Consider the following 25,413-nt stretch of genomic DNA (forward strand, 5'->3'; position numbering starts at 1 on the left):
ATCTAAATGTTACGGCGGTGATATAAGCCGTAAACGTAAATTACTTGAGAAGCAAAAAGCAGGTAAAAAGAGAATGAGACAGTACGGTAATATCGAAATTCCGCAATCTGCGTTTATTGCAGCTTTAAAAATAGGTGATGAATAAAACTTTTTTTTTATTTTATATAAAGAAAACGCTAGACGTTATAATAAAGATTTGTTATAAGGAAGTATCTGAATTTTCCAGATGCTTCTAATGTTCCTCGGTAGCTCAGTGGTAGAGCAAACGGCTGTTAACCGTTCGGTCGCTGGTTCGAGTCCGGCCCGGGGAGCCATTCTTCGGTTTTCAACAAATTTATGAATGAATCAAACGGCGGATGCAGCATAAAGTCAAGCTTTTTGCCTGTTAATTTAATTGTCGAAAACACAGTTTTTATTAAACGTCTTTTTCCTTGGGCATTCGACAAATTAAAATATTGATGTGCATTGGCAACTAAATTTAGTACATCTATCATTTTTTTTTCGTAAAACAATCATCACCTTTATTATGCTCCGCTATTTCTAGCATTACTTTACTTTGATGTTTTTTTCATTATGTTTTCTTACGTACAAACTCTTCTCTGGTTATAATCCCATCTGCTAATGAATCGAGCTTATTTGTTCTATGTTAAAAAACTAGAAAGGCTCGTTAAACGTCGTCAAATAGAACGTATAGTATTTTAGGGAAAGAGGATTTATTAAATATATAATTATTACAATCAACAATTATAGTTATTGATTTATTTTAATTACTTCTATAGATTACTTCTCTCAGGTGATAATTAAGCTCTATCATTCATATATAAGTTAATTTAAAAGAGTTAAAATATGGAAAATAAAGAAGAAGAAATTTTAACCTCTGAATCTTATATTGATGAAGAGGAAGAAAAGAGATTAAAAGCTGAAAACGCAAGGAAAGAGCTTAAATTAATATTAATAATATATTTAAAGTTAAAAAGCTATTTGTTATTGCAATTTTTTAATTTTTACTATAATTGTAATCAACTATTATTAACAAAAATAAGAAAATAACTTTTATGGAAGATTTAAGCTCTTGGAAAGAAAAGTTTGAAGTATGTGTTTACGCTAAAAAGCTACTTGATAAACTAGAATATTTGAACACTAAAGTAAAAAATCCTGTTGATATAGAGGAAGTTAAAAAGGCATCTACTACGCTCGTAAATATCATGGGTTACAAATGCGTAAATCGGATGAACCTTATTATTCTCACCCAATTGAGGTGGCTTATATGTTTGCTGAATTTGTAGCTGAAGAAGCCCCTAAACTTTATAACGCTATTATGCTGCAAGCTGCTTTACTGCATGATATTATTGAAGATACAGAACTTACTGAAGAAGTAATAACTACAATTTTTGGGCTAGAAGTTACAAACCACGTAGAGGGTTTAACTAGGATCAAACCTTATGGTAAAATTACTGCTAAAGAAAGTTTAAACTTATTAATCAAACAAAAAAACATGACACAGCATTAATAAAGTTCTTCGATAGGATTCATAACTTACAAACTTTAGGTGCTAAATCACCTGAGAAAGCGAAGAAGATTATTGAAGAAACTTTAATTAATTTTGTAACTTTAAGTATGTACCTTGGCTTACATAAAGCTGAAGAAAAATTAAGTGTATTATGTTTTGAATACTTAGGAATAAAAAATTCATATAAGTATAGAGAATTTTATTTTAATGATCAATTTCAGCCATTGACTCTAGCTTATAAAAATGACGTAGTCCAATCCAATATCCAATAGCTATAGGTATCATAATAAATAGTAAACCCCAATACTTAAAATACTCTGTTAAATATATAAGTCCGAATGAACTAACAATATAAATGCTTGCACGTGATAAAGCGTATATCACTCCTGTACTAATAAAACGCTTAAAAAGTGGAAAATTTTTAAAAATAATTGGTAGAGCTGGAGTAGTAGCTGGTGCAAACATAGCACAGAAACATTGAATTAAAAATATATAAAAAGGAGTAGTAGCATTAGTCATCAAGAAAGGAATAAGCAAAACAAAAGGTATAAAAATAAAAAATTTAATTTTTAATAGCTTTAGTAGGTATATTTTATAACTTAGCTGTATTAGTATTATCCATGAGAATAGTTGTAATAAAGATACTATGAAATTTTGGCTTATAACTTGTTCTGCTGTATAGCCTAAGGAGTTTTTTGAAATACCTCCGCAGTAAAAATAAGTAAAGTATGCACATAAAGGCCAAAAGCAATCTAAAAGGGAATAAGATAAAGCTGTTTTTTTATTAACTTTAATTTTATAAACAATATTATCCTTTAGATTCTCTTCGTTTACAGAAGCAAGTTCTAATTTTTTCTTAATTCGTAGTCTAGCATCAATAAATTCTGGTGTTTCTCGAAGGGTAGTTCTTGCAACTATACCAACTATTGCAATTATTGTTCCAAACCAAAAAGCTAACCGCCAATTAAGCCCCAAAAAAGTAACAAGAAAAGCAATACCTAAAGCAGCGGTAGTTCCTAAAACTGCGATTACTTCTACGGCAACATATTGTATAGGAGGTTTTGTGATTTCTGTAATATAAAGTTCTGCTCCAATTATTTCACCAATAGAAGACATACCTTGAAGAATATGACAGACCGTTATAGCAATAGAAGCTGTAATGCCTATTTGACGGTAAGTTAGCCATTGTAAAACATGCTAATGCCACCATACTTGTTGTAATTATAACAGTAGACTTACGTCCTATTCTATCTCCTAAATGCCCAAATACCAATGCTCCTAAGGGGGTCTGACAGCATAAGTGGTACAAAAAGCAGTAGCAGCTAAAAGAGCAGCTACACGTACATTTCCTTTTGGAAAAAATAAATCATTTAATAACACAGCCATGTGTAGGTAGAGCATAAAGTCAAAAAACTCAAGAAATGTACCAATAGATAATAGTCCTATTGCTTCTTTTTGTTCTCTATTTAAACTTCTTTGTTCTTGTGAATAGCCTAGCATAAATTCTTTAATAAAAGTTAAATTGTAAAGAAATCCATACTGTTTTATATAAAAGTCAATAGGAATTTTCGCTTTACACGATAAATAAGAAAGTGAAGTGCAACTTATTATTAATTTATATTATCAATTTTATAAATATAATTGAACCTAGTTTAAAGCAGTATGTCTGTGTACCTGAGCATTCATCACAAGCCCAAAGCCGATTAGCATGGATGCGATCATTGTTCCGCCGTAAGAAATAAACGGTAAAGGTACGCCTACTACGGGAAGCAAGCTCATAACCATAGCTATATTAATAAATACGTGACTAAATAAGATTGAAGTGATACCTATTACCATTAATTTACTAAAAATCTCTCGGCAATTTGCGGCAATTAATAAAGAAATAGTTATAAGTGCAAAATATAATATTAGTAAAAACATTCCTCCTATAAAGCCGAATTCTTCAGCGAAGGTAGCAAAGATAAAGTCTGTTTGATGTTCGGGAAGAAAATCTAAATGGCTTTGACTGCCTTGATTTAAACCCCGTCCAAATAGGCTACCTGAACCTATAGCGATTTTAGACTGAATAATATTATAGCTAGCACCGAGCGGATCATGTTCGGGATCTAAAAAAACCATTACCCGTTTTTTTTGATAATCATACATCATATTCCAAGCAATAGGGAGGCTAATAAGAGCAGCAAGAGCTAGTATTATAAAATATTTTATTCTAAAACCTGCTGCAAAAAATATAATTGCCGAAACAATTAAAACAATCATTCCTGTACCTAAATCCGGTTCTCTAATTATTAGAAAAGCCGGTATTAAAACTCCTATAATAGGTATGATATGAAATTTTATAAGATCATCAATTGTTAGTGAATGGAAATATCTAGCAAGCATTAGTACAACGGCGATTTTTATCGGTTCGGAAGGTTGAAGCTTAACTATACCGATATCGATCCATCTTTTACCGCCCATGGCAGTTGAGCCGAAAAGCTCCACGGCTACTAGTAAAGCGAGTACGCAAAAATAAAAGATATACGATAACCTAAATATTATTCGTAAATCAATTAATGCAATAATAATAGCTAAAGGCAAGAATATACAAAAATTTATAATTTGTTTGTAAGCCCAAGGCTGCAAATTACTATTCGCTGCAGAATAAAGCACAATGAAACCAATACAGCAAATTAAGCTAATTAGTAAAATTAAAGTAATCGGTAATTTTTGTAATTGTTCTAGATAATTTTTATGCATGTGGTTTTTTATATTTATTTTGTCATACCGTGGAGGAGGACGGCATTGTTTGTGTGGATCGGTTTCACCACCGTCACCCCGTGGCTTGTCCACGGGGTCTAGTTAAAAATACTAATAATATTAGTTGTTTTACTGGATACCGGGGACAAGCCCCGGTATGACAATGTGTGCTTTTTTTGATCCACGCAACAATGCATTCCCGCCTACGCAGGAATGACATATACCTTTTAAACCCCCACATTAAATATATTAAAAATAAATACTAATTCGTCGGCTATCTCTTTCAGATAATCAAAACGACCGGCAGAACCTTTATGTCCTTTATCCATATTTATTTTTAATAATAATGGATTATTGTCCGTTTTTAGTTCTCGTAATTTTGCTACCCATTTAGCAGGTTCCCAGTAACCTACACGTGGGTCGGATATACCGCAAGTAACGAATAGAGCAGGGTAGTTTTGTGCTTTTACGTTATCATAAGGGGAATATGATTTAATATATTCAAAATATTCTTTCTCTTTCGGATTACCCCACTCATTATATTCCAAGAGAGTTAACGGTAAGCTTTCGTCAAGCATGGTACTCAGCACGTCTACAAACGGCACATGAGCGATTGCTGCTCTATAGATTTCCGGTTTTTCGTTGAGTACGTAACCGATTAACATACCGCCGGCACTACCGCCCATTATTACTATATTGTTGTTACTTGTATATTGCTCGTTAATTAAAGCTCTACTACAGGCTATGAAGTCTTCAAATGTTCTTTTTTTGGTTAAAAACTTAGCAGCTTCATACCAATCATGACCTAGATCATCGCCACCTCTAATATGAGCAACTGCGTAAATAAAGCCACGATCGGCAAGTGTCACTGCTGTATTTCTAAAATTGACAGGCATGCTAATCCCGTAAGCTCCGTATCCCATTAAATATAAAGGATTCGAGCCGTCTTTTTTAAATAAAGATTTTTTATAAAACAAGGTTATAGGTACTTTTACATCTGCGAATATTCTCTCGACTTTATACTCTTCCGGATTAAAGCCTGAAGGTATTTCTTGGCTCTTTAATATCGTTAATTTATTGCTATCAAAATCGTAGCTATAGGTGGTATTTGGTCTTGCTAGAGAAGAGTAATTTACTCTGATATCGTCTTCCTCAAAGTTTGTAGAAAAGCTACTTGCTTGGAAACTTTCGTCAGGAAAATGAGTTGTGTTTTCTTGTAAATCTTTAAATCGCTTTATTTTAATTAGCGGTAAACCTTGGTCACGATAATTTAAGATTAAATAATTATTTGTAACATCAAAGCTTTTTAAATATTTGTCTTGTTCTTCCTTAATATAAATATCATCCCAGCTAGTATTTTCAAAATTATTTACCGGCAGTTTTATAACATGGAAATTTTTAGCTTTATAATTAGTTTTAATATAAAAATAATCGCCATTATGTTCTATTTCATAGAATATTTTGTTTTCTGCAGCTCGTACTAATTTAGGCGTAAAACTAACATCCTGCATAGAAATTACGTAAATTTCATTTTCATTATAATCACCTGAATTTATAAAAATATATTCACTGCTTGCTGATTTCTCGCAGCTGATAAAATGAAGAGGGTTTTTTACCTCAAATATTAATTTATCCTGAGTAATATCTTCACCTAGACGGTGAAACATTACCTTATCCCAGCGTTGATTCTCATTAATAGTAATATAGAAAAAGCCGTTTAATTGTTCATGCCAAATCACAGTAGGAGCTATATCCGTTACATTATCAGGTAAGTATTTTTGCTCTTTAAGATTGTATATTTTGATATTATATTGCTCATTACCTGTAAAATTAACGCTATAAGCCATTAAATTTTGATCAGGCGATATTGCGACTTTGGCAACATCGGTAAAACCGCCGTTTGGAGCAAGAAGGTTAACATCTAATATTATCTCTTCATGTGCTTCCATACTATTATGCTTTCTGCAATATATCGGATAATTTTTATCGCCTTCTACTCTATGGTAATAGTAATAATCTTTTTTCTTAACATAAACTGACTCATCGTCTAATTTGACCCGTCCTTTTAATTCTTCAAAAATCTTTTCCTTATCCTTTTGCAGATCGGCAAAGAAATTTTCGGTATATTTATTCTCAGCCTTTAAGTAGTCTAAGATTTTAGAATCTTCTACATTTGGCCACTTAAGATCACGCAGCCAGTGATAATCATCGTTTATTGTTGCTGAGTGAACTTCAAAGCTGTAATTTTGTTTGTCTGTTATTGGTGGTTTCATGTTTTTGTTCTTTTTTTAGTGTCATCCCGCGAGCTTGTAGCGGGATCCAGTCTTTTTTAATTTTTTTCTGGATACCGTGGTCAAGCCACGGGATGACAGAGTGTTAAAATCAAACTAATTAATAGGAATAATACAATGAATATAGCAGTTTGCTGATTATGCCAAGCAGATATTTTACTTAAAATATTATCCCAAATAACCTTAGAATTAAGATATTCTTCCGCATCTTCGTTATTGTCTGCCATTTCTTTATATTTATCGATACTGAAATAGATAAGTTTTTCGATATATTGGTATAGGTCAAGGTTTATGTTTTCTGTCGAAATGCGTGGTATTTTTTTAAATATTAAAGCTAATAATAGCGAGATTGCAGGGATAACTAGCTTAAAGTTAGCAGTATGTGATATTTGAATAGGGTAGAATAAACATACGCATAAAGTTATGATGCAGAAAGAGAGGTAGAGTAACTCCCTTAACGTCATTGCGAGGAAAAACTGTAAGTTTTGACGAAGCAATCCAGTAAAAATAGATCGATTTTTTTCCTGGATTGCCACGCTCCTTTTAGTCGCTCGCAATGACGATAGCAAACTTTCCAACAATAATCCAAATAACACGGTACAAGTTGCTATCTTAGAAAATAGCATTATATTATTCTCGTTTAAAATATTAGCAATTCCATCTTTGATATAAGAAGAGCTAATAGGCAGTATAGATGTATATATCAATATACTAATAACAAATCCGATTAACAAAATAAGATTAATTTGAGCATTCTGAAGATCTTGGTAATTTTTAATATCATACTCATCTTTTATATAAGTGAAATATAAAGCAAATAACCCGTTATATAATATATGTATGAATATAAAGCTTGTAATAAGATAAGCTATATTTGGAGAGTTTATGCTAATAGCCGTTAATATAAAACCAAGCTGTGATACGGTAAGATAACATATCAATCGTTTTAGGTTTTTCTCAATTAGAGAAAATACTAACCCGTAAATGATCATTGATATCCCAAAAAACTTTAATATCTCAAGACCGCTAAATAATTTTAAAATGATAATTAAAGTAACTTTAGTAGTAAAACTAATTAAATATACCACGCCGCTACTTGAAGCTGCAGGATAGCAATTAACCACCCAGCCGTTTACAAAAATAGCCGAGGCATTAATTAAACAACCTGCAAGTATGAATATTGCCGGTAACTCAAAATTATATACTGATTCCGTTAAAGAAGTAAAAGCCGTATTACCTGTTGTTTGAATTAAAAGAGTCATACCGATTAAAATTAGCCCACTACTGAATAAATGAGTGAGGAAATATTGACGTGCCGGTTTTATCTTTAATTGGTCGCAAAAAATAATTATGCAGGCAAAAATCGTCATGAATTCAAGCGAGATTATCATGGAAATAAAATCAGCTGCAAATACGCATATAATAGAGGATAAACAGTATAAACCACCTATTAAGCATTCTAATTTTCTATTTTGGGAAATTGTATAAAGATTTAAGATAGTAGTAACAATTAGAAATGCTAGAGCTATTAGCTGATTTTGTGGGTTAAAACCAAACATAAGCTCAAAATTAGTAAGCGGAAATGTAAACTTGGTATTTTGAATAAACATTTTAATCTTTAGAAGAAACTGTTAAAACCTCTAGTCTCTGAATTCTTTTAAAGTCTTTTACATTTAGAGTTAATATCGGAAAACCTTTTGTAATAGCCGTTGCTGCAATAAGCATATCATGAGTTCCTATAGTTATACGTTGATAAATCATGAATAATACGTGCATATGTATATACTTTTTCAATACCGAAAGGTAATATAGTAAACAGACTTTTTACATATTCTATAAAAGCTAAACATTTTATACGTTTATTCTCATTATTGACTCTATCTATTCCTATTATTAATAGTTCAGTTAACACAATAAGGCTAATATAAGCCTGACCGTAATGTGACCATTGCTTAGTACTTACCTTTCCTCTTTCTAAAGCTATGATTATAGAAGTATCAATAATTAACCCATCTTTCAACCAATTTTTTAATATCTTGTTTAGTATTGCGTCTTATTTCTTCGATATTTTTCATGAATTGATCAGCATCTTCAGGATCAAGATGTGGACCATTTTTAAAGGCTTCCTCTAAGTCTCTTACTGCTATAGAAGGCTTGATTTCTGCAGGCGTAATTCTTGCTACTATATTATTACCTTTTTGAACGTCAAAGCTTTCGCCTTTGTAGTAAACTCTATTCATAATATCTGAAAAAGATCGTACAAATTCTGTTGCTCTAATAATTTGTGCCATATTTATACCTTTGATACTTCAAGATTTGGTACGTCAAATTTCGGGATTCTCCTGTGTTCATGTACTATTGCTGTGCAGGCTCACCGCTTATTTGACTTCCAACTTTTGAAGTATCCGCGGTATACATATTATATGATTATATGTAAATTATGTAAATATGTTTATGTAATATAAGCTAAAAATTCTCTGATTAAGATTTGAATAAAATAGAAGAGAGTTACAGCACAGCAGCAAATTATTATACTGATTTGCATAGAGTAGGGGAGTGATTTTATTACACTAGATTCTACCAAAGAAGGTTTATAAATAGAGCTTAATATTTTGAGAAGGTAAAGGCTTGAGAATATGCTACTCGCTATTATGACAATCATAACGATAATTTGATTTTGTTCGCTTGCAGCAAGTAATATTGAGAATTTGCTAATAAATCCGCTAAAGATAGGTATACCGATTAATGATAATGAAGAGATAGATATAATAAAAGAAATTAAAGGAAACTCTTTAGATACTCCGTGTAAATTTTGTATTTGATCGGCTTTCTTTAAACTGTAAATACTTCCCATACTATAAAATAAGCAAATTTTACTAAAAGAATGTGAAACTAAATGAAGTATTGCGGCTCCAAGTGCCTTAGGTGTTAACATAAGAGCACTAAGTAAGGCGATGCTTAGTTGATTCATAGTGGAGTAGGCGAGTATTTTTTTAATATTATCCGTGCCTAGTGCTTTGATTGAGCTGTAAAATATGCTCACTATCGGTATAAAAATTAACCAGTTAAACTCGGCAAATATCATTTGTAAATACGATAAACCGAATATATATAATAGGATTTTGTAAATACAAAATAGTCCGGTTTTAACCACTATTACGGCATGCAGTAAGCTACTAACGGGATAATGTGCAACCATTGCAGCAGGAAGCCACGAATGTACCGGAAAAATTGCAGTTTTAGCAATTCCAAAAATAAACATTAATAATAAAATAATTGACTGGTTTTTAGAAAAATAATTTTCTACTAAACTCCCACTTGCAAAATTCCCGTTACCGACTTTAGTATAAAGAATTATCACTGCCGGTAAAAATAATATTGTGGCAGAAATCATCAGAATTTTTAGATATTTATATAACCCGCTAAGTATTAGTACTATATTATTTTTGGTATGTCCTATTAAAAAAGCTGTAGAAATAGTTAAAAGCTCATAGCAAATAAACATCGTAAATAAGTTACTAGACAGAGCAATTAAAACACCGGTTAGAATAGTTAAGTTAAAGAAAAATAAGAATCTAGAAGAGTGTTCTATATTATTAATAGCAAGATATTTTGGAGTGTAAAGTAAAGCACAGATCCATAAAAAACCTATTAAGCTTAAGAAAATAAGCCCTAAAGGTTCAAGATGGAATCCTATAGAGTAATTACCGAATATATTAAATTCAAATCCTGCTCTAATACCTTTTAAAAACAACCAGTCTATAATTAAAATATTACCGAAGAAAAAAATAGCGATAGTAATAAGTAAAAAATTACGTATAAAACTATCTTTTTGTGTGGCATACGGACTGGTTAAGTTTAATGCACCAACTAGCAAAGTTGATAGAATCAAAAGACTCGGAGTAGTAAATTGTGTAATCATGTTTTCCTTTCCCTTGTCACCCCGTGGCTTGACCACGGGGTCTAGAATACAACTTATGATACTAATAATTTAAATATTTTTACTGGATGCCGTGATCAAGTCACGGCATGACACAGTAGTTTTAAAAATTTTAATTACTGGATTCCCGCTTTCGCGGGAATGACAATAGTACCATTTTATAATGATAAAATAGTGATCCTACGGAGCTGAGTAAAATTATAACAAAATCTAATAATAGTCTTTGTCTAAATAATAATTCAAGAATATTTATTTTGATAAAAAATAATGGGCTTATAGGTAAGCCGCAACTGCAAATAATAACAATTATTGTTAAAACTTTGTTAGGATTTTTTTTATAGCTTTCATTATAAGCATCTATCAAGAAAAGAGCTATTTTATTTATACTATCTGCAAATAATAAACTTGGCAAAACTATTATACCGCCCTCGGTAACATACAATAGAAATACATAACCTATTTGAGTGAAACATGAATAAATTATAATATTCTTGAAATCTTTTGCCTGGTAAGCAAAATACGGGGCTATAATAAGAGTAGCTAAAGCAATAGGTCTTATAAAGTTTGTAATAGCAGTTTTAATCGTCTCATAGCCTATAATAATATAAGTAAATTTATATATTATATATATTCCTATTATAGTAGAAATCCCTGCTAAATATACTAAAGTGACTGAAGCCGTGTTATTATAAGCTCTCATCATCCAAAAATGCATAGGGAAAAAAGCCGTTTTTAAAATAGCTCCTATTAAGAAAAAACCGATAGCTATAGTGATTATACGGGAATTAGTATGTTCTTGCAAATAAGCTGCAACATCATACATATTTAAGCTACCTGTAATGCTCAGCAAAAATCCTATGGCTATAAGAATAAGAGTTGCACCAATACTACCCATTATCAAGTAGTCAAAAGCTCCGATTAAAGATTTTGGATTATTACCTGAGACTATCAAGACATAGCTACTAAGTGCCGAAATTTCTATAAACACATATAAATTAAAGAAATCATTAGTACTAATCATTCCTAAATAGCCCGTATGAGCGAATAATAATATACCGTAAAATAAAGATTTTCTATTATTGTTGATATATTTTAAGATTGTTCGATTAGTAATCTTATGACAAAAAACTAAAAAGAATAATAAAACCAAGTTAAGATAAATAATAATAGCTTGGTTTAGTGAATTTAGCCGATATTCTATTCCTATTGTTGAAGTCCATCCTCCCATGGTGTAAGATAGTTCCGTATTTTGTATAATGTTATATCCATAAACACTGACTAAAAGACTAGATAAAATGCAAACTACAGTAATTACTCGTGCCAATATAGTAAAGCGGAGAGATATTATTGAGAGTAAAGCCCCGAATAAAGGGAATAATATTTGTATGATAGGGAAATGGTTAGTTAGGATCATGGGGCTTTATTCTCCATCGTCATTAGACATCTTTCTAAACTTCGCTTCTAGAGGTAAATACGTCGATCCGGTACTCGAATCCTCACGTACGCTTGTGTACGCTGCGGTTCGAGGTGAAGTGTCTCCTTTAAATTCCTCTCTATAAGCGAATTTGGAAAGATGTCTATTGCGAGAAGAAACTGCAAGTTTCGACGAAGCAATCCAGTAAAAAATTCTGTAAATCAGAATTTTTTTATTATTTTTGCTGGATTGCCACGCTCCTTGCAGTCGCTCGCAATGACGATCCGGTATCCATACAACAATGCTTTGGGGGAATGACATAAAGGACGGTAAGAATAACATAATCGAATGGGGGAATGACATAATTGAAAAAATCATTTATCAAAATTAATTTCATTTTCTGATATTGTACCAAAATATTTATAAATTTGATATATTAAACTTAAAGCTACGCTAAGAGTAGCAAACCCAACTACTATAGCAGTTAACATTAATACATGAGGCAAAGGGCTAGTGTAAGTAGTGATGCCCTCTTGTAAAATAGGTACACCGCCAGTTTTAATTTTTCCGATACTTAAATAAAATACTAACACCGAACTTTGAAAGATTCCAAGCCCGATAATTTTGTGAATATAATTACGACTTGTAAGCATTATAAATAAGCCGCTAGTTAGTAAAATCGAGGCAAAGAAATATATTAAATGCGACATAACATTGTTATACCGTGGCTTGACCACGGTATCCAAAAAAAATTTAAAAAAGACTAAATCCCGCTACAAGCTCAGCGTTGTTGCATGGACATCGAATCGTTATTGCAAGCGACTGTCAAGGAGTGTGGCAATCCAGAAAAATAATAAAAAAATGCTAAAAATTAGCATTTTTTACTGGATTGCCTTCGCCAATTGCTATGCAATTTCCTCGCAATGACGGAAAAACTGATCCATGCAACAACGCCTACAAGCTTGCGGGATGATAGTTAATATGCTTTGAAAGACTGATTAAATACGCATGTGACTTTTTTGCCCTTACGTATAGCGAGCTTAGGAAAAACCTGTTCAAGGATCACCATATTAGGATTATCTTGAGCAAGGCGATAATTTACTAAAGATTCTCGAAGTGAATCGTCTACGGCAAAAATACCGGAAATCTCAGCGTTTTTATCCCTAAATTGTAGATAGGTAAACTCGCCGTCATCAAAAATTTTAATAGGAGCTATTTCTTCGCTACCGCTAATATAGTAATTAAAGTTATATTTTTCAGGATGAGTAAGATCGGGACTTGCTAGGGAAGCAGAAAAAGTTTGCATATGACCGCTCATATTGTCATTTTCGTCATCCGGATAAAGAAACTTTACGTTAAAGACCATTTCAGGATCACGCATATCAAGAGTTTCAGCGGCATATAATTCAAAGAAGTAAGTCCGTTTATTAGTAATTAAAGTCATATTAGTAGTAGCATCCGGTTCCATCGGTTTAATAAAAATCCTATGACCGGCAGGTACTATTTGCCATGAAGTAGTATCTCCCATAGAAATACTTACTATTTCCTCATCTCTTGCTAGCTCTATACTTGCTTGATAGCCGTAATATCCTGTGAATTTGAAAACATCGTCAGGGTTATAAGTCATAACTCTTAGACGTGGGTCTCGACCTAGAGGTCGTGATATAGTAAGAGCAAATACATCTAATGTAAGTATTATAAAAGTACAAAATATTATTAGTTGCTTCATATTATTTCTGATTTTTATTCCTTAATAACTTTAGCTTGTAACTAGTAACGGTAAAATTGAACGGCATATCAGGTGAGGTACTTGTACTGATAGAATCCATTATAAATCCGATTCTTGCCTCCCATACCATATTTTCTAAAATTTTACCCGTACTATTTTTTGCCAATGATTCAAAAGTAACAACTGCCTCGTTATTATTTATATTGTTAATTGATAATATATTAATTGAGCGTCTATATAGTTTTTGATATCTTATGACCGGTGATAATGGGTTATCAATATTCATAAAATTGGCAAATTGCATGTAAACAATGCTTGTAGAGCTATTTTTAATAAAGGTAAATTGTTCTTTTAATATATCATAATTATAGTCTTCTCGTTGTTTTACATAATTCTGAAGCATAATATTTGCAACAGAAATATAAGGATTTGCTAATGTTGAATGGTTAGTATTAGTAACGGCAGCTTGTTTTTCGGCATCATCTTTTATTAAATAACTTACTTTTTTGCTTATTGGTAGCAATATATTGATATTTATACAAATTAAGGTTAATAATAAGGTAAAAATCGTGCATATTAAAAGTAGAAGACTTCTATGATTTAACGGTAAGATATATTTAAAATTATACCATTTTCTTGCATCAATAAAATATTCACCGGATTTTATATATTCTTGTATTGCGTTGGTTAATGGGTCCATAATTACTAGATTAATATCTAATTTTATTTTGTTTTAACTCTACCATAATTATTATAATATGATTATGATTTGTTAATTTAATGTTATTTAAGCTATAAAATAAGTTTATATTGTTGCTACAATATCAAATATTATTTAACTTTAAAATTAAAATAAATAAATTATAAATTAAAATTATACAATAACAATTATTGATGTTAGTTATTATGTTATACTCGTCCCACTTGAAAAATTGGCGGCAATGTCTTTAATAAGTCCGCAGGTAGCCAGGTATTAAGTATACGCTCGCTCCCAAGTTGAACTTCGTATAACTACTCTTTATTTACTTCAGAGTATAATAGTTTACAATCTTTTTAATATTTTTTTATATTTATAAATAGATTTTTTCAAAAAATGCTTGTGAACTATTGTATAGTAAGGTAATTTTAAAATAGTAACAAGATAATTTAATAATGTATAATTAGAATGTTAAAATCATTAAAGTTTCTATTAGTATTAATTATGCTTGCTCAATTGTTGTCATGTACCCCTTCAGCTCCTTATGAAATTAAAAGCCCGTGCGTTTCTGCTGATATAGATGATGGGTCGAGTTTAAGCGTAAATCCTTGTGTAAGAAGACCGGTTAATTCAGTAAATATAGCAGTAATAGTTTTACACAATAACAATGTAATAATAAAAATACCTTTGATATGAATAATATATTTGGCTTCTTTAAATCAAGTAACAACTCGAAAAGCGGTTCAGGAGATACACAAAATCAAGAAAGTATTAAATCGGCTAATCCTTTAAAAATTACTCAGAATTGGTATGAAGAGCGATCTGATAAGTTAATTGTTCAACGTAACTTACTTGTCATATTAATAATACTACTAACCATTTTTATGGTTATATCAACTTTAGTAATAGCATTTGTAGTAAAATCTAAACGGTTTGATCCTTTTGTTATTCAGCTTAATAGTAATACCGGACGTGCCTCGGTGGTAGAACCTATTTCATCACCGGTGTTAACGGCAGATGAGTCTCTTACAAGGTATTTTATAAAGAAATACATAACGGCACGGGAAACATATAATCCGGTTGATTTTGCGACTATAGCTCGTACGACAATAAGATTATTCTCAACAAGCGGTGTTTATTATAATTATCTTGGCTATATAAGAAATAAAGATTTTGATCCTACGATAAAATATAAAGAAGATAATACTACATTTTTAGTAATAAAATCATGGTCAAAAATCGCAGCAGATAAATATATAGTTAGATTTTCCGTAAATGAAACATCAGGAAGCCAATTAGTTTATAATAAAATAGCGGTAGTAAGTTATGCTTATGTGCCTATGCAATTAACAGATTCAGAACTTGATGTAAATCCGGTAGGGTTTCAAGTTAACGGATATAGGGTAGACGATGACAATAGTTAGATTTTATTTTTTAGTTTTTATATTATTAAGCGGTTTTACAGTACAACGAGAATGTCCGCTTGTAGATGATCCATGCAATAGTAGTAGTAATAATTATGTAGATGATTTATCTATAACTAAAGATAATAGGATAAAAACTTATATATATAATCCAAATGAAGTTTATTTATTAGTTTTGCATTTTGGCTTTCAATCGCATATAGAATTTGCTAAAAACGAAGAAATCCAAAATATAATTCTTGGGGATGCTTATGCGTGGAAAATAACTCCTCTGGCAAATAGATTATTTATTAAGCCTCTTGAAAAAGATATCCGTACAAATATGACTATTATAACTAATAAAAGAACATATGAATTTGATATCGCTTCTACGGAACTTATGATGGGTAACGAAAGGGATTTAGTATATGTAATTAAATTTTACTATCCTAGGAAAAATAGTAATTACATGGCAAGGTTTTAGTAGGGTACTGTGTCATACCGTGGCTTGACCACGGTATGACAATTTTTAATATAAAACACTTTAACTAATATAATTTAGATATGGCTGAAGAGCAAAATAACAATAATAATACCGGTTCTTTATCAGGAGAAGATTTTCCTGAAGTACAAAGAGAATTATCAAAAGTTTCAGTTAGCTTTAATAAGAGTATTGCTATAGTAGTCATAATTTGCGGTATTTTTATATATATTTTTTATACTCTTTTTTTCGGTACTAAAAAAGAAGAAATACCGGAGACTCAGATACCGACTAATATTGTAAAACCTGTTACGGAGGTTGATGATAATATTCCGGAGATTCCAAAGTTACCTGATCCGCCTAAGCTTGAGACGCCCACCGCTTCTCCATTGCCTCCTCCTCCGGTAGTAGAAGTTCCACCGGTCTTACCTCTTACTACTCCTGTAGAAGAGAATAAAGACAAAACTCCGTTGCCGCCGATTTCATTGCCTTCGACCCCAGGAACGCTAGTTGAGAGCGATGCAAAGAAGCAACGTCGTGAAGCAAAAAGAAAATCAGCTATAGTGTTAGTTGGTGGTGTAGAGCCTAAAAAAACACCGGAACAGATTACGGCAGAAGCGGCCTTTAAAGATCGCGGTGATATGTCTTTGGTTCTCGGACGCGGTAAATTAATTGATGCAGTCCTTGAGACGGCAATAAATAGTGATCTCGGCGGTGAAATAAGAGCCATTATTAGTAGAGACGTATTTTCTGAGAAAGATAAAGTTATATTGATACCGAAAGGGTCAAAAATATTCGGTAAATATGCAACCTCAACTTCGTTAGATAGTTACGGTAGAGTTTCTATAATATGGGATAGAATCGATTTAACTAACGGTTATACTATAGAATTCGACTCACCTGCAGTTGATAATTTAGGTAGACCGGGACTACAAGGAAGAGTTGATAATAAATATAAAGAACAATTTGCAAATGCCGTATTACAATCCGGCTTTAATATAGGTCTTGCTAAAATTCTTGATAAGTTAGTGCCGCCTCCTATAGATTCGCAGGCAGCAGCAACTAATAGTGCTACAGCCACACAATTGTTAAATACTGCTCAAACTATTGCGTCTAATACCGCTATGGATGCAAATACTAGGATAGTTACAATTTGTACTAATATACTTGCTGCTATTACCGATAAAACTTCGACTGCTTATACTACTATGACTCAAGCATGTACAACAGCACAAACTGCTTCTTCAGCGAATACTGCTGAGCAGAGACTTCAAACCTTAGTACAGGCAGTTAATACGGCAGCTTCAAGTTTGCTTACTACTACCTCTATAGCATCAACTCCGACGCAAGCACAACAAGCTTCTACTCAAGCTTTTACGGATGTGACGAATGTTGTACAAAATATGGTAACTCAGCAGCAGTTTAAGCCGACGACAACGGTTAATCAAGGTACGCCGGTTAGAATATACGTTAATAAGGATTATAAATTCCCAAAAGCCGTTTTATTAAAATCGAAGGTAATGAAATGAATGAAGAATTTGCAGCCTTAGAGACGTTTTTACTTCCTTTTAAAAATTTATTTGCTGAAGACGGTATTAACGAAATTATGGTTAATAAGCCTGGAGAAGCATGGGTTGAAAAAAAAGGCGATATATATTCTAAGCAAATACCGGAACTGGATAGCGAACATCTACTTTCATTAGGGCGTTTAGTCGCTCAATCTACCGAACAGATGATTTCAGAAGAAAAACCGCTTCTTTCGGCAACTTTGCCGAATGGCTACCGTATTCAAATAGTATTTCCTCCTGCTTGTGAGATAGGACAAATCATTTATTCTATAAGAAAGCCTAGCGGTATGAATCTAACTTTAGATGAATATGCTAAAATGGGGGCATTTGATGATACTGCAACAGAGAGTTTAGTAGATGAAGATGCAGTAATTTTAAATAATTTCTTAGCTGAAAAAAAGATTAAAGAATTTATTAGACATGCAGTTGTTTCAAAGAAAAATATCATAATTAGCGGCGGTACTTCAACCGGTAAAACTACTTTTACTAATGCGGCACTTACTGAAATACCTGCAATAGAAAGATTAATTACTGTAGAAGATGCTCGTGAGGTTGTGCTATCAAGCCATCCTAACAGAGTGCATTTACTTGCTTCCAAAGGAGGACAGGGGCGTGCAAATGTTACTACTCAAGATTTAATAGAGGCCTGTTTGCGTTTAAGACCGGATAGAATTATAGTCGGTGAGCTTCGAGGTAAGGAAGCTTTTAGCTTTTTGCGTGCTATTAATACAGGTCACCCTGGTTCAATATCAACTCTGCATGCCGATAGTCCCACTATGGCTATTGAGCAGTTAAAGCTTATGGTTATGCAAGCAGATCTTGGTATGCCGCCTGAAGAAGTAAAGAAGTATATTTTAACCGTTGTAGATATCGTTGTGCAGTTAAAACGCGGTAGCGGTGGGAAAAGATATGTTTCGGAAGTATATTATAAGAAGAACAAGAACGCTGAGGGGATGGTGTAGACTCGTTTAATTTGAAAAATTGGCGTCGTTGTTTCATATTTTTTGATCCTCACGTACTATTATAGTATGTACGCTGCGGTCAAAAAATATGAAACGCCTTGCTCTTTTCCAAATTAAACTTTGTCTACCGTTTTCTATGCAATATGCATAGGTGTTAGTTTAAGGAGCGATGTCATACCGTGGCTTGACCACGGTATCCAGAAATATAACTAAAAATATTAACAATATTAAGTGATAAGTAAAAACTAGGAATATCAATTCATGGAATGGCATAAGATACTTAAAGTTACTAGGAATATATTCGGTCATGCTATAATTCATCCGGTTGTTATTTTTTGTACCATTTGGATAAGCGGTGCATTTGTTGCAATTTTTACTAATGAGGTTGGAGCTTTAGGTGTAGATATAAATGCTATAAATATTGCTTATAAGTGGGTTTACTGGCTTATTAACGTTTGGGGGCAGTTAAAAATTGCCGACTATAATTATTTAAAATTGAAGCTACTTGCATCTCTTCTTGGTCCCGCTATTGTTGTTATAATATTTTACATTAAAAATTTTGAAAGAATAAAATCATTACAATTTTTTGAGCAACCGGAAAAAGTATATGGAGATGCTAGCTGGGCTAATCCGTCAGATATAGAGGCTGCTGGTCTTAGATCCAAAAAAGGTATGTTAATAGGTGTTGATGCCGGTGGATATTTTGTTGCAGATGGGTTCCAGCATGCTTTATTATTTGCTCCTACAGGTTCAGGTAAAGGTGTGGGTTTTGTGATACCTAACCTGTTATTTTGGAGTGATTCGGTAGTAGTGCACGACATAAAGCTTGAAAACCACGGTTTAACAAGCGGTTGGCGTGAGAAACAAGGTCAGAAGGTTTTTGTATGGGAGCCTTCTAATCCCGACGGTATTACGCATTGTTACAATCCGATTGATTGGGTTAGTACTAAGCCTGGGCAGATGGTTGATGACGTGCAGAAAATTTCAAATCTTATAATGCCGGAAAAGGATTTTTGGAATAACGAAGCACGAAGTTTATTTTTAGGTGTAACTTTATATTTAATAGCCGATCCTACTAAAACTAAATCTTTCGGTGAAGTAGTGCGTACCATGAGAAGTGACGACGTAGTTTATAATCTAGCGGTCGTACTCGATACGCTTGGCGGTGTAATACATCCTGTTGCATATATGAATATTGCTGCGTTTTTGCAAAAAGCCGATAAAGAGCGTTCGGGTGTAATATCTACAATGAACTCATCGCTTGAATTATGGGCAAATCCGCTTATTGATTCAGCTACAGCATCTTCTGATTTCAACATACAAGAATTTAAAAAAGTAAAAACAACTGTATATGTAGGGTTAACACCCGATAATATACAGCGTTTACAAAAATTAATGCAGGTGTTTTATCAGCAGGCGACAGAATTTTTAAGCCGCAAAATGCCGGATTTAAAGGAAGAACCGCATGGGGTAATGTTCTTACTTGATGAGTTCCCGACACTTGGAAAGATGGATACTTTTAAAGCCGGTATAGCTTATTTTAGAGGTTATAGAGTTCGGTTATTTTTGATTATTCAAGATACGCAGCAGCTAAAAGGAACATATGAAGATGCAGGGATGAATTCTTTCTTATCTAATGCAACATATCGTATTACTTTTGCTGCTAATAACTATGAAACGGCAAATTTAATATCGCAGCTTGTCGGTAATAAGACGGTAGAACAAAGATCATTTAGTAAACCTTTATTTTTTGACCTTAATATTTCTACTAGAACCCAAAACGTTTCTCAAGTTCAAAGAGCTTTACTTTTACCTCAAGAAGTAATACAGTTACCCAGAGATGAGCAAATTGTTTTAATAGAATCCTTTCCGCCTATAAAATCTCGTAAAATTAAATATTACGAAGATAAGTTTTTTACTAGTAGATTATTACCGCCGACTTTTGTACCTACTCAAGTACCTTTTGACCCTAGGGCAAATAAAAATAATAATGAGGCTTCTGAAGAGACCGAAACAACAACTGCTTCGGAAAATAATGAGTAAGATCCAAAAATGCGTTCAGCTATTATTGATATCGGTTCAAATGCTTTAAGAGCTGTAGTTTATGAAAGTGATGAGCTTGGAGCTCCGGAAATTTTTAATTATAAATTTAGAAATTATCTTACAAATTTACTTAATTTAGATAATTTAGACGTAAAACATCAAACATATTTATCTCTACAATATCTTATCCATATTTTTACCAAACTGTCCGTTACTAATATTAGATGTGTTGCAACAGCTATACTTAGAGGGCATCCTAAAGCGGATGAATTCAAAGCTATAATTAAAAAGAGATTCAATATTGATATTGAAATTATCTCAGGTGAATGTGAAGCTTATTTAACTGCTGCTGGATTAATTTCCGGTATTAGTGATGCTTTCGGTATTGTAGCCGATCTTGGCGGTGGAAGTCTTGAGCTTGCACAGATTGGAAATAAAAAAGTCGGTAAATTAAAATCATTGCCGCTTGGTACAAAAATTATTGCTAGTAGCAATTTTGGTGATGTTGGGCTGATTACTAAAATGCTAGAGGAGGAATTTGGAGCTGCACATTATCCTAATTTATATTTAATTGGCGGTGCATTACGTCTAATGAGCCGTATATATATGGAGTCTATAAATTATCCTCTTAAAAATTTACATAATTTTGAAATAAATCGTGTAGAGTTTGAGTTATATTTAGAGAAATTATCGCAAATCGATAAATTAAAGCTAAGTTATTATGAGCAGAAAGCCATAAATTATAATGCAGTTTTAGTAATAAAGGCGATGATTAAGGTATTTTCACCGGAAAAAATTATTATCTCAAATTACGGTTTAAAAGAAGGAGTAAGATTTGACTCGTTGCCGTCTCATGAAACAGAAAAAGATATTATTTATGAGAGGGTAAAGAGATTAGTAAAATTTGATAGAAATATATGTAAAATTGAAAAATATATTGAAGCAGTACAATATCTTTTAATTAATTCCGATGCCACGACTCTTATTATTATTGAACTCGCTATAATGCTAGCACAATATAATAAAAATATTGATAAAACGCTCAGAGCAAATTTTGTTTTGGAATTTATATTATCTTCAGACATTCCTTTTAGTCATAGACAGCGTCTTATGCTAGGTATTGCCCTTACAGTTACTTATACTGCTAAAACTGACATGCAGATTAATAAAATAGCTAAGAAAATGATTAGTAAAAGTGATTATTACAACAGTCATATAATCGGTTATTATATAAAAATTGCTAGAGAAATTGATGGACCGGAATTTCAAGAGCCTTCTTTTTCGATTAAATTAAAAGACGATAAATTTTTACAAATTAATGCTTCAAATATCTTGCCTAAACAAGTTTTTGAAAAGGTTTGTGAACGTTTAAAAGATATAAGTTCTGCTAGAAAAAATATTAGTTATAATTTTAGTGATTAGGTACGTATGGTTACCATGTCGTTCCTGCGAAGGCGTTGTTGTGTGGGTCACTTTTCAACGTCATTGCGAGGAAAAATTGAAAATTTTGACGAAGCAATCCAGTAAAAAATGCTAATTTTAGCATTTTTTTATTGTGTGTTTTTTTTGGATTGCCACGCTCCTTTTAGTCGCTCGCAATGACGATTTGGTATCCATGCAACAACGCTTTTATGCATTATTAATTACGTTCCATCAAATGCGTCACAATTATATTCCTTTGTACATCCTATAATAGTAGATTCCATTTTAGGAACTATGTGTTCCTCCCAAAAATCTGCCAGCGGTTGAATTGCATCAATAATACGTGAATCTTCAATAGAATGTAATAAATTATCTATACTAATTTCTAGATACCTAACTATGAACTCTGCAGCTCTATCATCTGATTCTCTGTGTATAAGATCTCCAATTCTTTCTAAGTAGTAAACTTGCTCGCTAGTAAGATTTTATCTTTTATTATTTGCGGTAGAATCTTGGTTAATATACATTGTAATTGAATTTTTTGATCAGTTGCAAATAATTCATGATAATTCTGTTCTTTTACAAAAGGTAATTTTAGTAAATTAATAATTAAATTAGTCATAATATGGGCATGAGAATTAGTTTTTATAACTTCCTAATTCTCTTGTATTTGCTTTCTCCGGTCTATAATTGTTAAAGTAAAATATAGGTAATATAGTCTAGTTTTTTAAATATTTAATCAATTCTTTACTATCTTTATATTTACTACTAATTTCATTTCTTTCCTCTGGTGCTAATATTAAATTTACTGTTAAATCAAGCATTGGTTTTGCTGCTTTACTATATTGATGTGAATTATTAATTAAGCTCTTTAAGCTTTCAAAATTTTTAGGCGAAAATATTCTATAATTATTTTGATATGGTGCATTTTTTACGAAATCTGCCTTCAAAATTTGAAAACCGTAAGGTTTCTATAAGTGATCAAACTGCAATCGGTAAATTTAATAACACTTCTTATAGTGGTGAATTACTTGGCGGTTATAATTATTTAATATCTAACCTCACGGCTATAACCCCGATGATTGGAACTCGTTATGCTACGTTTAAAAATAATAGTTATACTGAAGTAGGAACTACTTTCCAGAATTTATCCGTTAGAAAAAAATCATATGATAGATTTGAAGGTATAGTAGGGTTAAAAGGCGTAACTAATTTCTTTGTAAAAGACGTAAAAATAAAACCGGAATTACATGGTTTTGTAAGTTATGATTTTAGAGGAAAATTACCGAATACCGATGCATGGCTTGATGGAATAGATGAGCCGCTTACAACAGTTAAATTTAAACCTACAAAACTAAATTATAATTTAGGCGGGAGTCTTTCTGTTCAATATAATATGATGGAGTTTGGTATTAGATATAATTTATCCCTTGCGAAGAAATACATAGTTAATCAAGGTTCTTTAAGGCTTAAAGTGAATTTATAAGTTATATATCGTCAATAGCAAATTACTTATCTACAACCCTGCTTTATTTTTAAAACATAAATCTCAACTCTGGATTATTAAATTTTTTCTGCTATTATCCTAATATACTACTTTAAATAATATATGTCAGAAAAAATAAAGCATGATAAGTTTTTTCAAAAAGCTTTAGCAAATCCTTTCGTCGCTAGAGAATTTTTTAATATGCATTTGCCGCCGCATATAAAAGCTTTATTTTCCCCTACTACCTTAACACTGGAAAATGATAGTTTTATAGAGCCAAGCCTTAAAGAATCTATCATGGATGTTTTATTTTCTGTTAAAATTAATAACAGCGAAAGTTATTTATATCTACTACTGGAACATCAAAGTAGCTCCGATCACTTGATGGCTTTTCGCTTGTTTAAGTATATGTTAAATATCGCTGAGTGGTACTCGAATTTGTATCCTAGTTCCAAGAAATTTCCGTTTATATATCCGTTAGTATTTTTTAATGATAATCAAAAATATACTGCTTCTTTAAATTTATGGGACTTATTTGAAAATAGTGAATTAGTAAAAGCTACTTGGAGCAATGATTATCAACTTATAGATTTACAAAATATACCTGATGAGAAATTAAAAGAAAATCCTTGGCTAGCTGTTTTACAGATTCTAATGAAATATGTTCACAAAACTAATTTATTTGATAAATGGCAAGAAATATCTAGTTGTTTGACAATAATTGCTAATTCTAATACCGGTGTTGATTATATAAAAAGTGCTTTGAGTTACTCTTTGACTAAAATAGATCAAACTGATAAAATAGAGTTAGAAAATATGCTTAAAACATGTTTAAATCCTAAAGTAGAAGAGGAGATTATGGGAAGTATTGCACATCATTGGCTTCAAGAAGGTATAGAAAAAGGCATACAAATTGGTGAAATGAAATTAGCTGAGATGGCGAAAAAAATGTTAAAGAAAAATAAGCCTTTAGATGAAATTATTGAATTTACAGGTTTAACCGAAAGAGAGATTGAGGAATTGAAATAACCGTCCGTAATTTTTTCTATTCCTTTATGCAAACCTATAACCCTGCTTTGTTTTGGAAAGTAATTTCTATAGATGATAGGTTACCGACTTTAAAATATATTTTTTTACCTTTTAATTTTTTAGCTACGGGTATGATATTAAAATTCTTTTTAAGTAAAATAAAATTTTCATGATGAAGATGAGAGTGAATTAAGTTTTGCGTTGCAAATTCGCCTTTAACTATTTCGCTTATTTTATAAGTATCGGTATCTAATTTTTCCCATCTTTTGAATTTTATAATTTCTAGACCGAAAGCTGCCAAATTCCAATCATAATTAACTAGCGTTTCAAAATTTTTACAATTAATAGTAATATTATCAGAAGCAAAACCCACTACGCTTCCTATGAAAGTTCGATTAGTTAAATTTGCTATTTTGGTATAATCTCTGCCGTTTGTAGATACATATAAGGCTTATTAATATTACTTTGTAAATAAACGGCTAGATAAGGCTGATCATTTCCCTCTACTATATTAAAAGGTAAGTCAAGTATAATACATTTAGCCTGTTCATTTACGGTTTTCTCAAAACCGGATAAAATATTTGCAGCAGGCAAATAATAAGAAGATAAATTATCTATAACGCCTGTAACATAAGAAGTTAGAGAAAGTAGTTGTATATTTACTATTCTAATTTGGGATTTAAGTTTGTTATAATG

26 protein-coding genes, 1 tRNA gene and 4 pseudogenes are annotated in these 25,413 nt (G+C 31.9%); 13 read left to right on the forward strand and 18 right to left on the reverse strand.

Going from position 1 to position 25,413, the window contains the following annotated elements:
* The 4 genes and pseudogenes from MB29_RS10600 to MB29_RS09195 form a co-directional block, all read left to right on the forward strand.
* The coding region (locus tag MB29_RS10600) for a hypothetical protein (protein ID WP_215426275.1) at window positions 1-145 on the forward strand (145 nt) is incomplete at its 5' end.
* 94 nt (window positions 146-239) lie between these two features.
* Window positions 240-314 (forward strand) — tRNA-Asn (locus MB29_RS06200).
* A gap of 532 nt (window positions 315-846) precedes the next feature.
* Complete coding sequence (locus MB29_RS06205) at window positions 847-1,050, forward strand: hypothetical protein (RefSeq protein WP_032139507.1); 204 nt, start codon at window positions 847-849, stop codon at window positions 1,048-1,050.
* A 5-nt stretch (window positions 1,051-1,055) separates the two neighbouring features.
* Window positions 1,056-1,782: pseudogene (locus MB29_RS09195) on the forward strand (HD domain-containing protein).
* Here the strand turns inward: MB29_RS09195 and MB29_RS06215 are convergent.
* The 14 genes and pseudogenes from MB29_RS06215 to MB29_RS06280 all read right to left on the reverse strand — a co-directional run bounded on the left by MB29_RS06215 (window position 1,715) and on the right by MB29_RS06280 (window position 14,326).
* A complete protein-coding gene (locus MB29_RS06215) occupies window positions 1,715-2,626 on the reverse strand; it encodes an MFS transporter (protein WP_084686961.1) in 912 nt (303 codons plus the stop codon). The pseudogene MB29_RS09195 and the gene MB29_RS06215 overlap by 68 nt on opposite strands.
* 162 nt (window positions 2,627-2,788) lie before the next feature.
* The gene (locus MB29_RS13825; RefSeq protein ID WP_032139508.1) at window positions 2,789-3,010 is read right to left on the reverse strand and encodes a hypothetical protein; all 222 of its coding nucleotides are present in this window, start codon (window positions 3,008-3,010) and stop codon (window positions 2,789-2,791) included.
* A gap of 147 nt (window positions 3,011-3,157) precedes the next feature.
* Entirely contained in the window at window positions 3,158-4,252 is a 1,095-nt protein-coding gene (gene rodA / locus MB29_RS06225) for a rod shape-determining protein RodA (RefSeq protein WP_032139509.1), read from the reverse strand.
* 227 nt (window positions 4,253-4,479) lie between these two features.
* Window positions 4,480-6,525: a S9 family peptidase gene (locus MB29_RS06230; RefSeq protein ID WP_032139510.1), complete on the reverse strand. Its 2,046-nt coding sequence runs from the start codon at window positions 6,523-6,525 to the stop codon at window positions 4,480-4,482.
* Window positions 6,526-6,605: 80 nt separating this feature from the next.
* Window positions 6,606-8,153, reverse strand: coding sequence for a proton-conducting transporter transmembrane domain-containing protein (locus tag MB29_RS06235; protein ID WP_032139511.1), 1,548 nt, complete (start codon window positions 8,151-8,153; stop codon window positions 6,606-6,608).
* A 1-nt stretch (window position 8,154) separates the two neighbouring features.
* Window positions 8,155-8,563 (reverse strand): annotated as a pseudogene (vapC, locus tag MB29_RS06245) (ribonuclease VapC).
* Window positions 8,541-8,834 carry a type II toxin-antitoxin system antitoxin VapB gene (vapB, locus tag MB29_RS06250; RefSeq protein ID WP_032139514.1) on the reverse strand — a complete coding sequence of 98 codons (294 nt, stop codon included), beginning with the start codon at window positions 8,832-8,834 and terminating at the stop codon, window positions 8,541-8,543. Before vapB ends, vapC begins: the two are co-directional and overlap by 23 nt.
* Before the next feature lie 5 nt (window positions 8,835-8,839).
* Window positions 8,840-8,958, reverse strand: a pseudogene (locus tag MB29_RS10615) (palindromic element RPE5 domain-containing protein); the annotation flags it as partial.
* 37 nt (window positions 8,959-8,995) lie between these two features.
* The gene (locus tag MB29_RS06255; RefSeq protein WP_032139515.1) at window positions 8,996-10,465 is read right to left on the reverse strand and encodes a proton-conducting transporter transmembrane domain-containing protein; all 1,470 of its coding nucleotides are present in this window, start codon (window positions 10,463-10,465) and stop codon (window positions 8,996-8,998) included.
* 130 nt (window positions 10,466-10,595) lie between these two features.
* Window positions 10,596-11,897: a proton-conducting transporter transmembrane domain-containing protein gene (locus tag MB29_RS06260; RefSeq protein WP_032139516.1), complete on the reverse strand. Its 1,302-nt coding sequence runs from the start codon at window positions 11,895-11,897 to the stop codon at window positions 10,596-10,598.
* A 6-nt stretch (window positions 11,898-11,903) separates the two neighbouring features.
* Window positions 11,904-12,275: a palindromic element RPE1 domain-containing protein gene (locus MB29_RS09200; RefSeq protein ID WP_032139517.1), complete on the reverse strand. Its 372-nt coding sequence runs from the start codon at window positions 12,273-12,275 to the stop codon at window positions 11,904-11,906.
* Window positions 12,272-12,607 carry a Na+/H+ antiporter subunit C gene (locus MB29_RS06270; protein WP_032139518.1) on the reverse strand — a complete coding sequence of 112 codons (336 nt, stop codon included), beginning with the start codon at window positions 12,605-12,607 and terminating at the stop codon, window positions 12,272-12,274. Before MB29_RS06270 ends, MB29_RS09200 begins: the two co-directional genes overlap by 4 nt.
* A gap of 266 nt (window positions 12,608-12,873) precedes the next feature.
* The gene (gene virB9 / locus MB29_RS06275) at window positions 12,874-13,626 is read right to left on the reverse strand and encodes a P-type conjugative transfer protein VirB9 (RefSeq protein WP_008580257.1); all 753 of its coding nucleotides are present in this window, start codon (window positions 13,624-13,626) and stop codon (window positions 12,874-12,876) included.
* Window position 13,627: 1 nt separating this feature from the next.
* Window positions 13,628-14,326, reverse strand: coding sequence for a VirB8 family type IV secretion system protein (locus MB29_RS06280; RefSeq protein WP_032139519.1), 699 nt, complete (start codon window positions 14,324-14,326; stop codon window positions 13,628-13,630).
* Window positions 14,327-14,791: 465 nt separating this feature from the next.
* Here MB29_RS06280 and MB29_RS06285 point away from each other — a divergent pair.
* From MB29_RS06285 to MB29_RS06315, 7 genes and pseudogenes are all read left to right on the forward strand, one after another.
* A pseudogene (locus tag MB29_RS06285) lies at window positions 14,792-14,965 on the forward strand (DUF2706 domain-containing protein); the annotation flags it as partial.
* A 50-nt stretch (window positions 14,966-15,015) separates the two neighbouring features.
* Entirely contained in the window at window positions 15,016-15,747 is a 732-nt protein-coding gene (locus MB29_RS06290; protein WP_032139521.1) for a VirB8 family type IV secretion system protein, read from the forward strand.
* The gene (locus MB29_RS06295) at window positions 15,734-16,210 is read left to right on the forward strand and encodes a TrbG/VirB9 family P-type conjugative transfer protein (protein WP_032139522.1); all 477 of its coding nucleotides are present in this window, start codon (window positions 15,734-15,736) and stop codon (window positions 16,208-16,210) included. The genes MB29_RS06290 and MB29_RS06295 overlap by 14 nt, the downstream gene beginning before the upstream one ends.
* Window positions 16,211-16,290: 80 nt before the next feature.
* A complete protein-coding gene (locus MB29_RS06300) occupies window positions 16,291-17,736 on the forward strand; it encodes a TraB/TrbI/VirB10 family type IV secretion system protein (protein ID WP_032139523.1) in 1,446 nt (481 codons plus the stop codon).
* Window positions 17,733-18,737, forward strand: a complete 1,005-nt coding sequence (gene virB11, locus MB29_RS06305) for a P-type DNA transfer ATPase VirB11 (RefSeq protein WP_032139524.1) — start codon at window positions 17,733-17,735, stop codon at window positions 18,735-18,737. The genes MB29_RS06300 and virB11 overlap by 4 nt, the downstream gene beginning before the upstream one ends.
* Before the next feature lie 261 nt (window positions 18,738-18,998).
* A complete protein-coding gene (locus MB29_RS06310) occupies window positions 18,999-20,780 on the forward strand; it encodes a type IV secretory system conjugative DNA transfer family protein (protein ID WP_032139525.1) in 1,782 nt (593 codons plus the stop codon).
* Between the two features lie 9 nt (window positions 20,781-20,789).
* On the forward strand, window positions 20,790-22,202 hold the full coding sequence (locus MB29_RS06315) for a Ppx/GppA phosphatase family protein (protein ID WP_032139526.1): 1,413 nt from the start codon (window positions 20,790-20,792) through the stop codon (window positions 22,200-22,202).
* 454 nt (window positions 22,203-22,656) lie between these two features.
* Here MB29_RS06315 and MB29_RS13025 read toward each other — a convergent pair whose 3' ends face one another.
* Together MB29_RS13025 and MB29_RS06325 are read right to left on the reverse strand one after the other, a co-directional pair.
* On the reverse strand, window positions 22,657-22,824 hold the full coding sequence (locus MB29_RS13025) for a hypothetical protein (RefSeq protein WP_233418986.1): 168 nt from the start codon (window positions 22,822-22,824) through the stop codon (window positions 22,657-22,659).
* Between the two features lie 97 nt (window positions 22,825-22,921).
* Window positions 22,922-23,152 (reverse strand): hypothetical protein, encoded by a 231-nt coding sequence (locus tag MB29_RS06325; protein ID WP_032139527.1) that lies wholly within the window; start codon window positions 23,150-23,152, stop codon window positions 22,922-22,924.
* Between MB29_RS06325 and MB29_RS06330 the strand changes: the two genes are divergently transcribed.
* Both MB29_RS06330 and MB29_RS06335 read left to right on the forward strand, forming a co-directional pair.
* The gene (locus MB29_RS06330; RefSeq protein WP_051965332.1) at window positions 23,122-23,688 is read left to right on the forward strand and encodes an autotransporter outer membrane beta-barrel domain-containing protein; all 567 of its coding nucleotides are present in this window, start codon (window positions 23,122-23,124) and stop codon (window positions 23,686-23,688) included. The genes MB29_RS06325 and MB29_RS06330 overlap by 31 nt on opposite strands.
* A 123-nt stretch (window positions 23,689-23,811) precedes the next feature.
* Entirely contained in the window at window positions 23,812-24,717 is a 906-nt protein-coding gene (locus tag MB29_RS06335) for an Rpn family recombination-promoting nuclease/putative transposase (protein WP_032139528.1), read from the forward strand.
* 34 nt (window positions 24,718-24,751) lie between these two features.
* On the opposite strand, the gene MB29_RS06340 is transcribed toward MB29_RS06335, so the two are convergent.
* Both MB29_RS06340 and MB29_RS11825 read right to left on the reverse strand, forming a co-directional pair.
* A complete protein-coding gene (locus MB29_RS06340; protein WP_233418987.1) occupies window positions 24,752-25,090 on the reverse strand; it encodes a hypothetical protein in 339 nt (112 codons plus the stop codon).
* Between the two features lie 35 nt (window positions 25,091-25,125).
* On the reverse strand, window positions 25,126-25,311 hold the full coding sequence (locus tag MB29_RS11825) for a hypothetical protein (protein ID WP_215426277.1): 186 nt from the start codon (window positions 25,309-25,311) through the stop codon (window positions 25,126-25,128).
* Between the last annotated feature and the right edge of the window lie 102 nt (window positions 25,312-25,413).

Source organism: Rickettsia tamurae, assembly GCF_000751075.1.
Classification (GTDB): Bacteria; Pseudomonadota; Alphaproteobacteria; order Rickettsiales; family Rickettsiaceae; genus Rickettsia; species Rickettsia tamurae.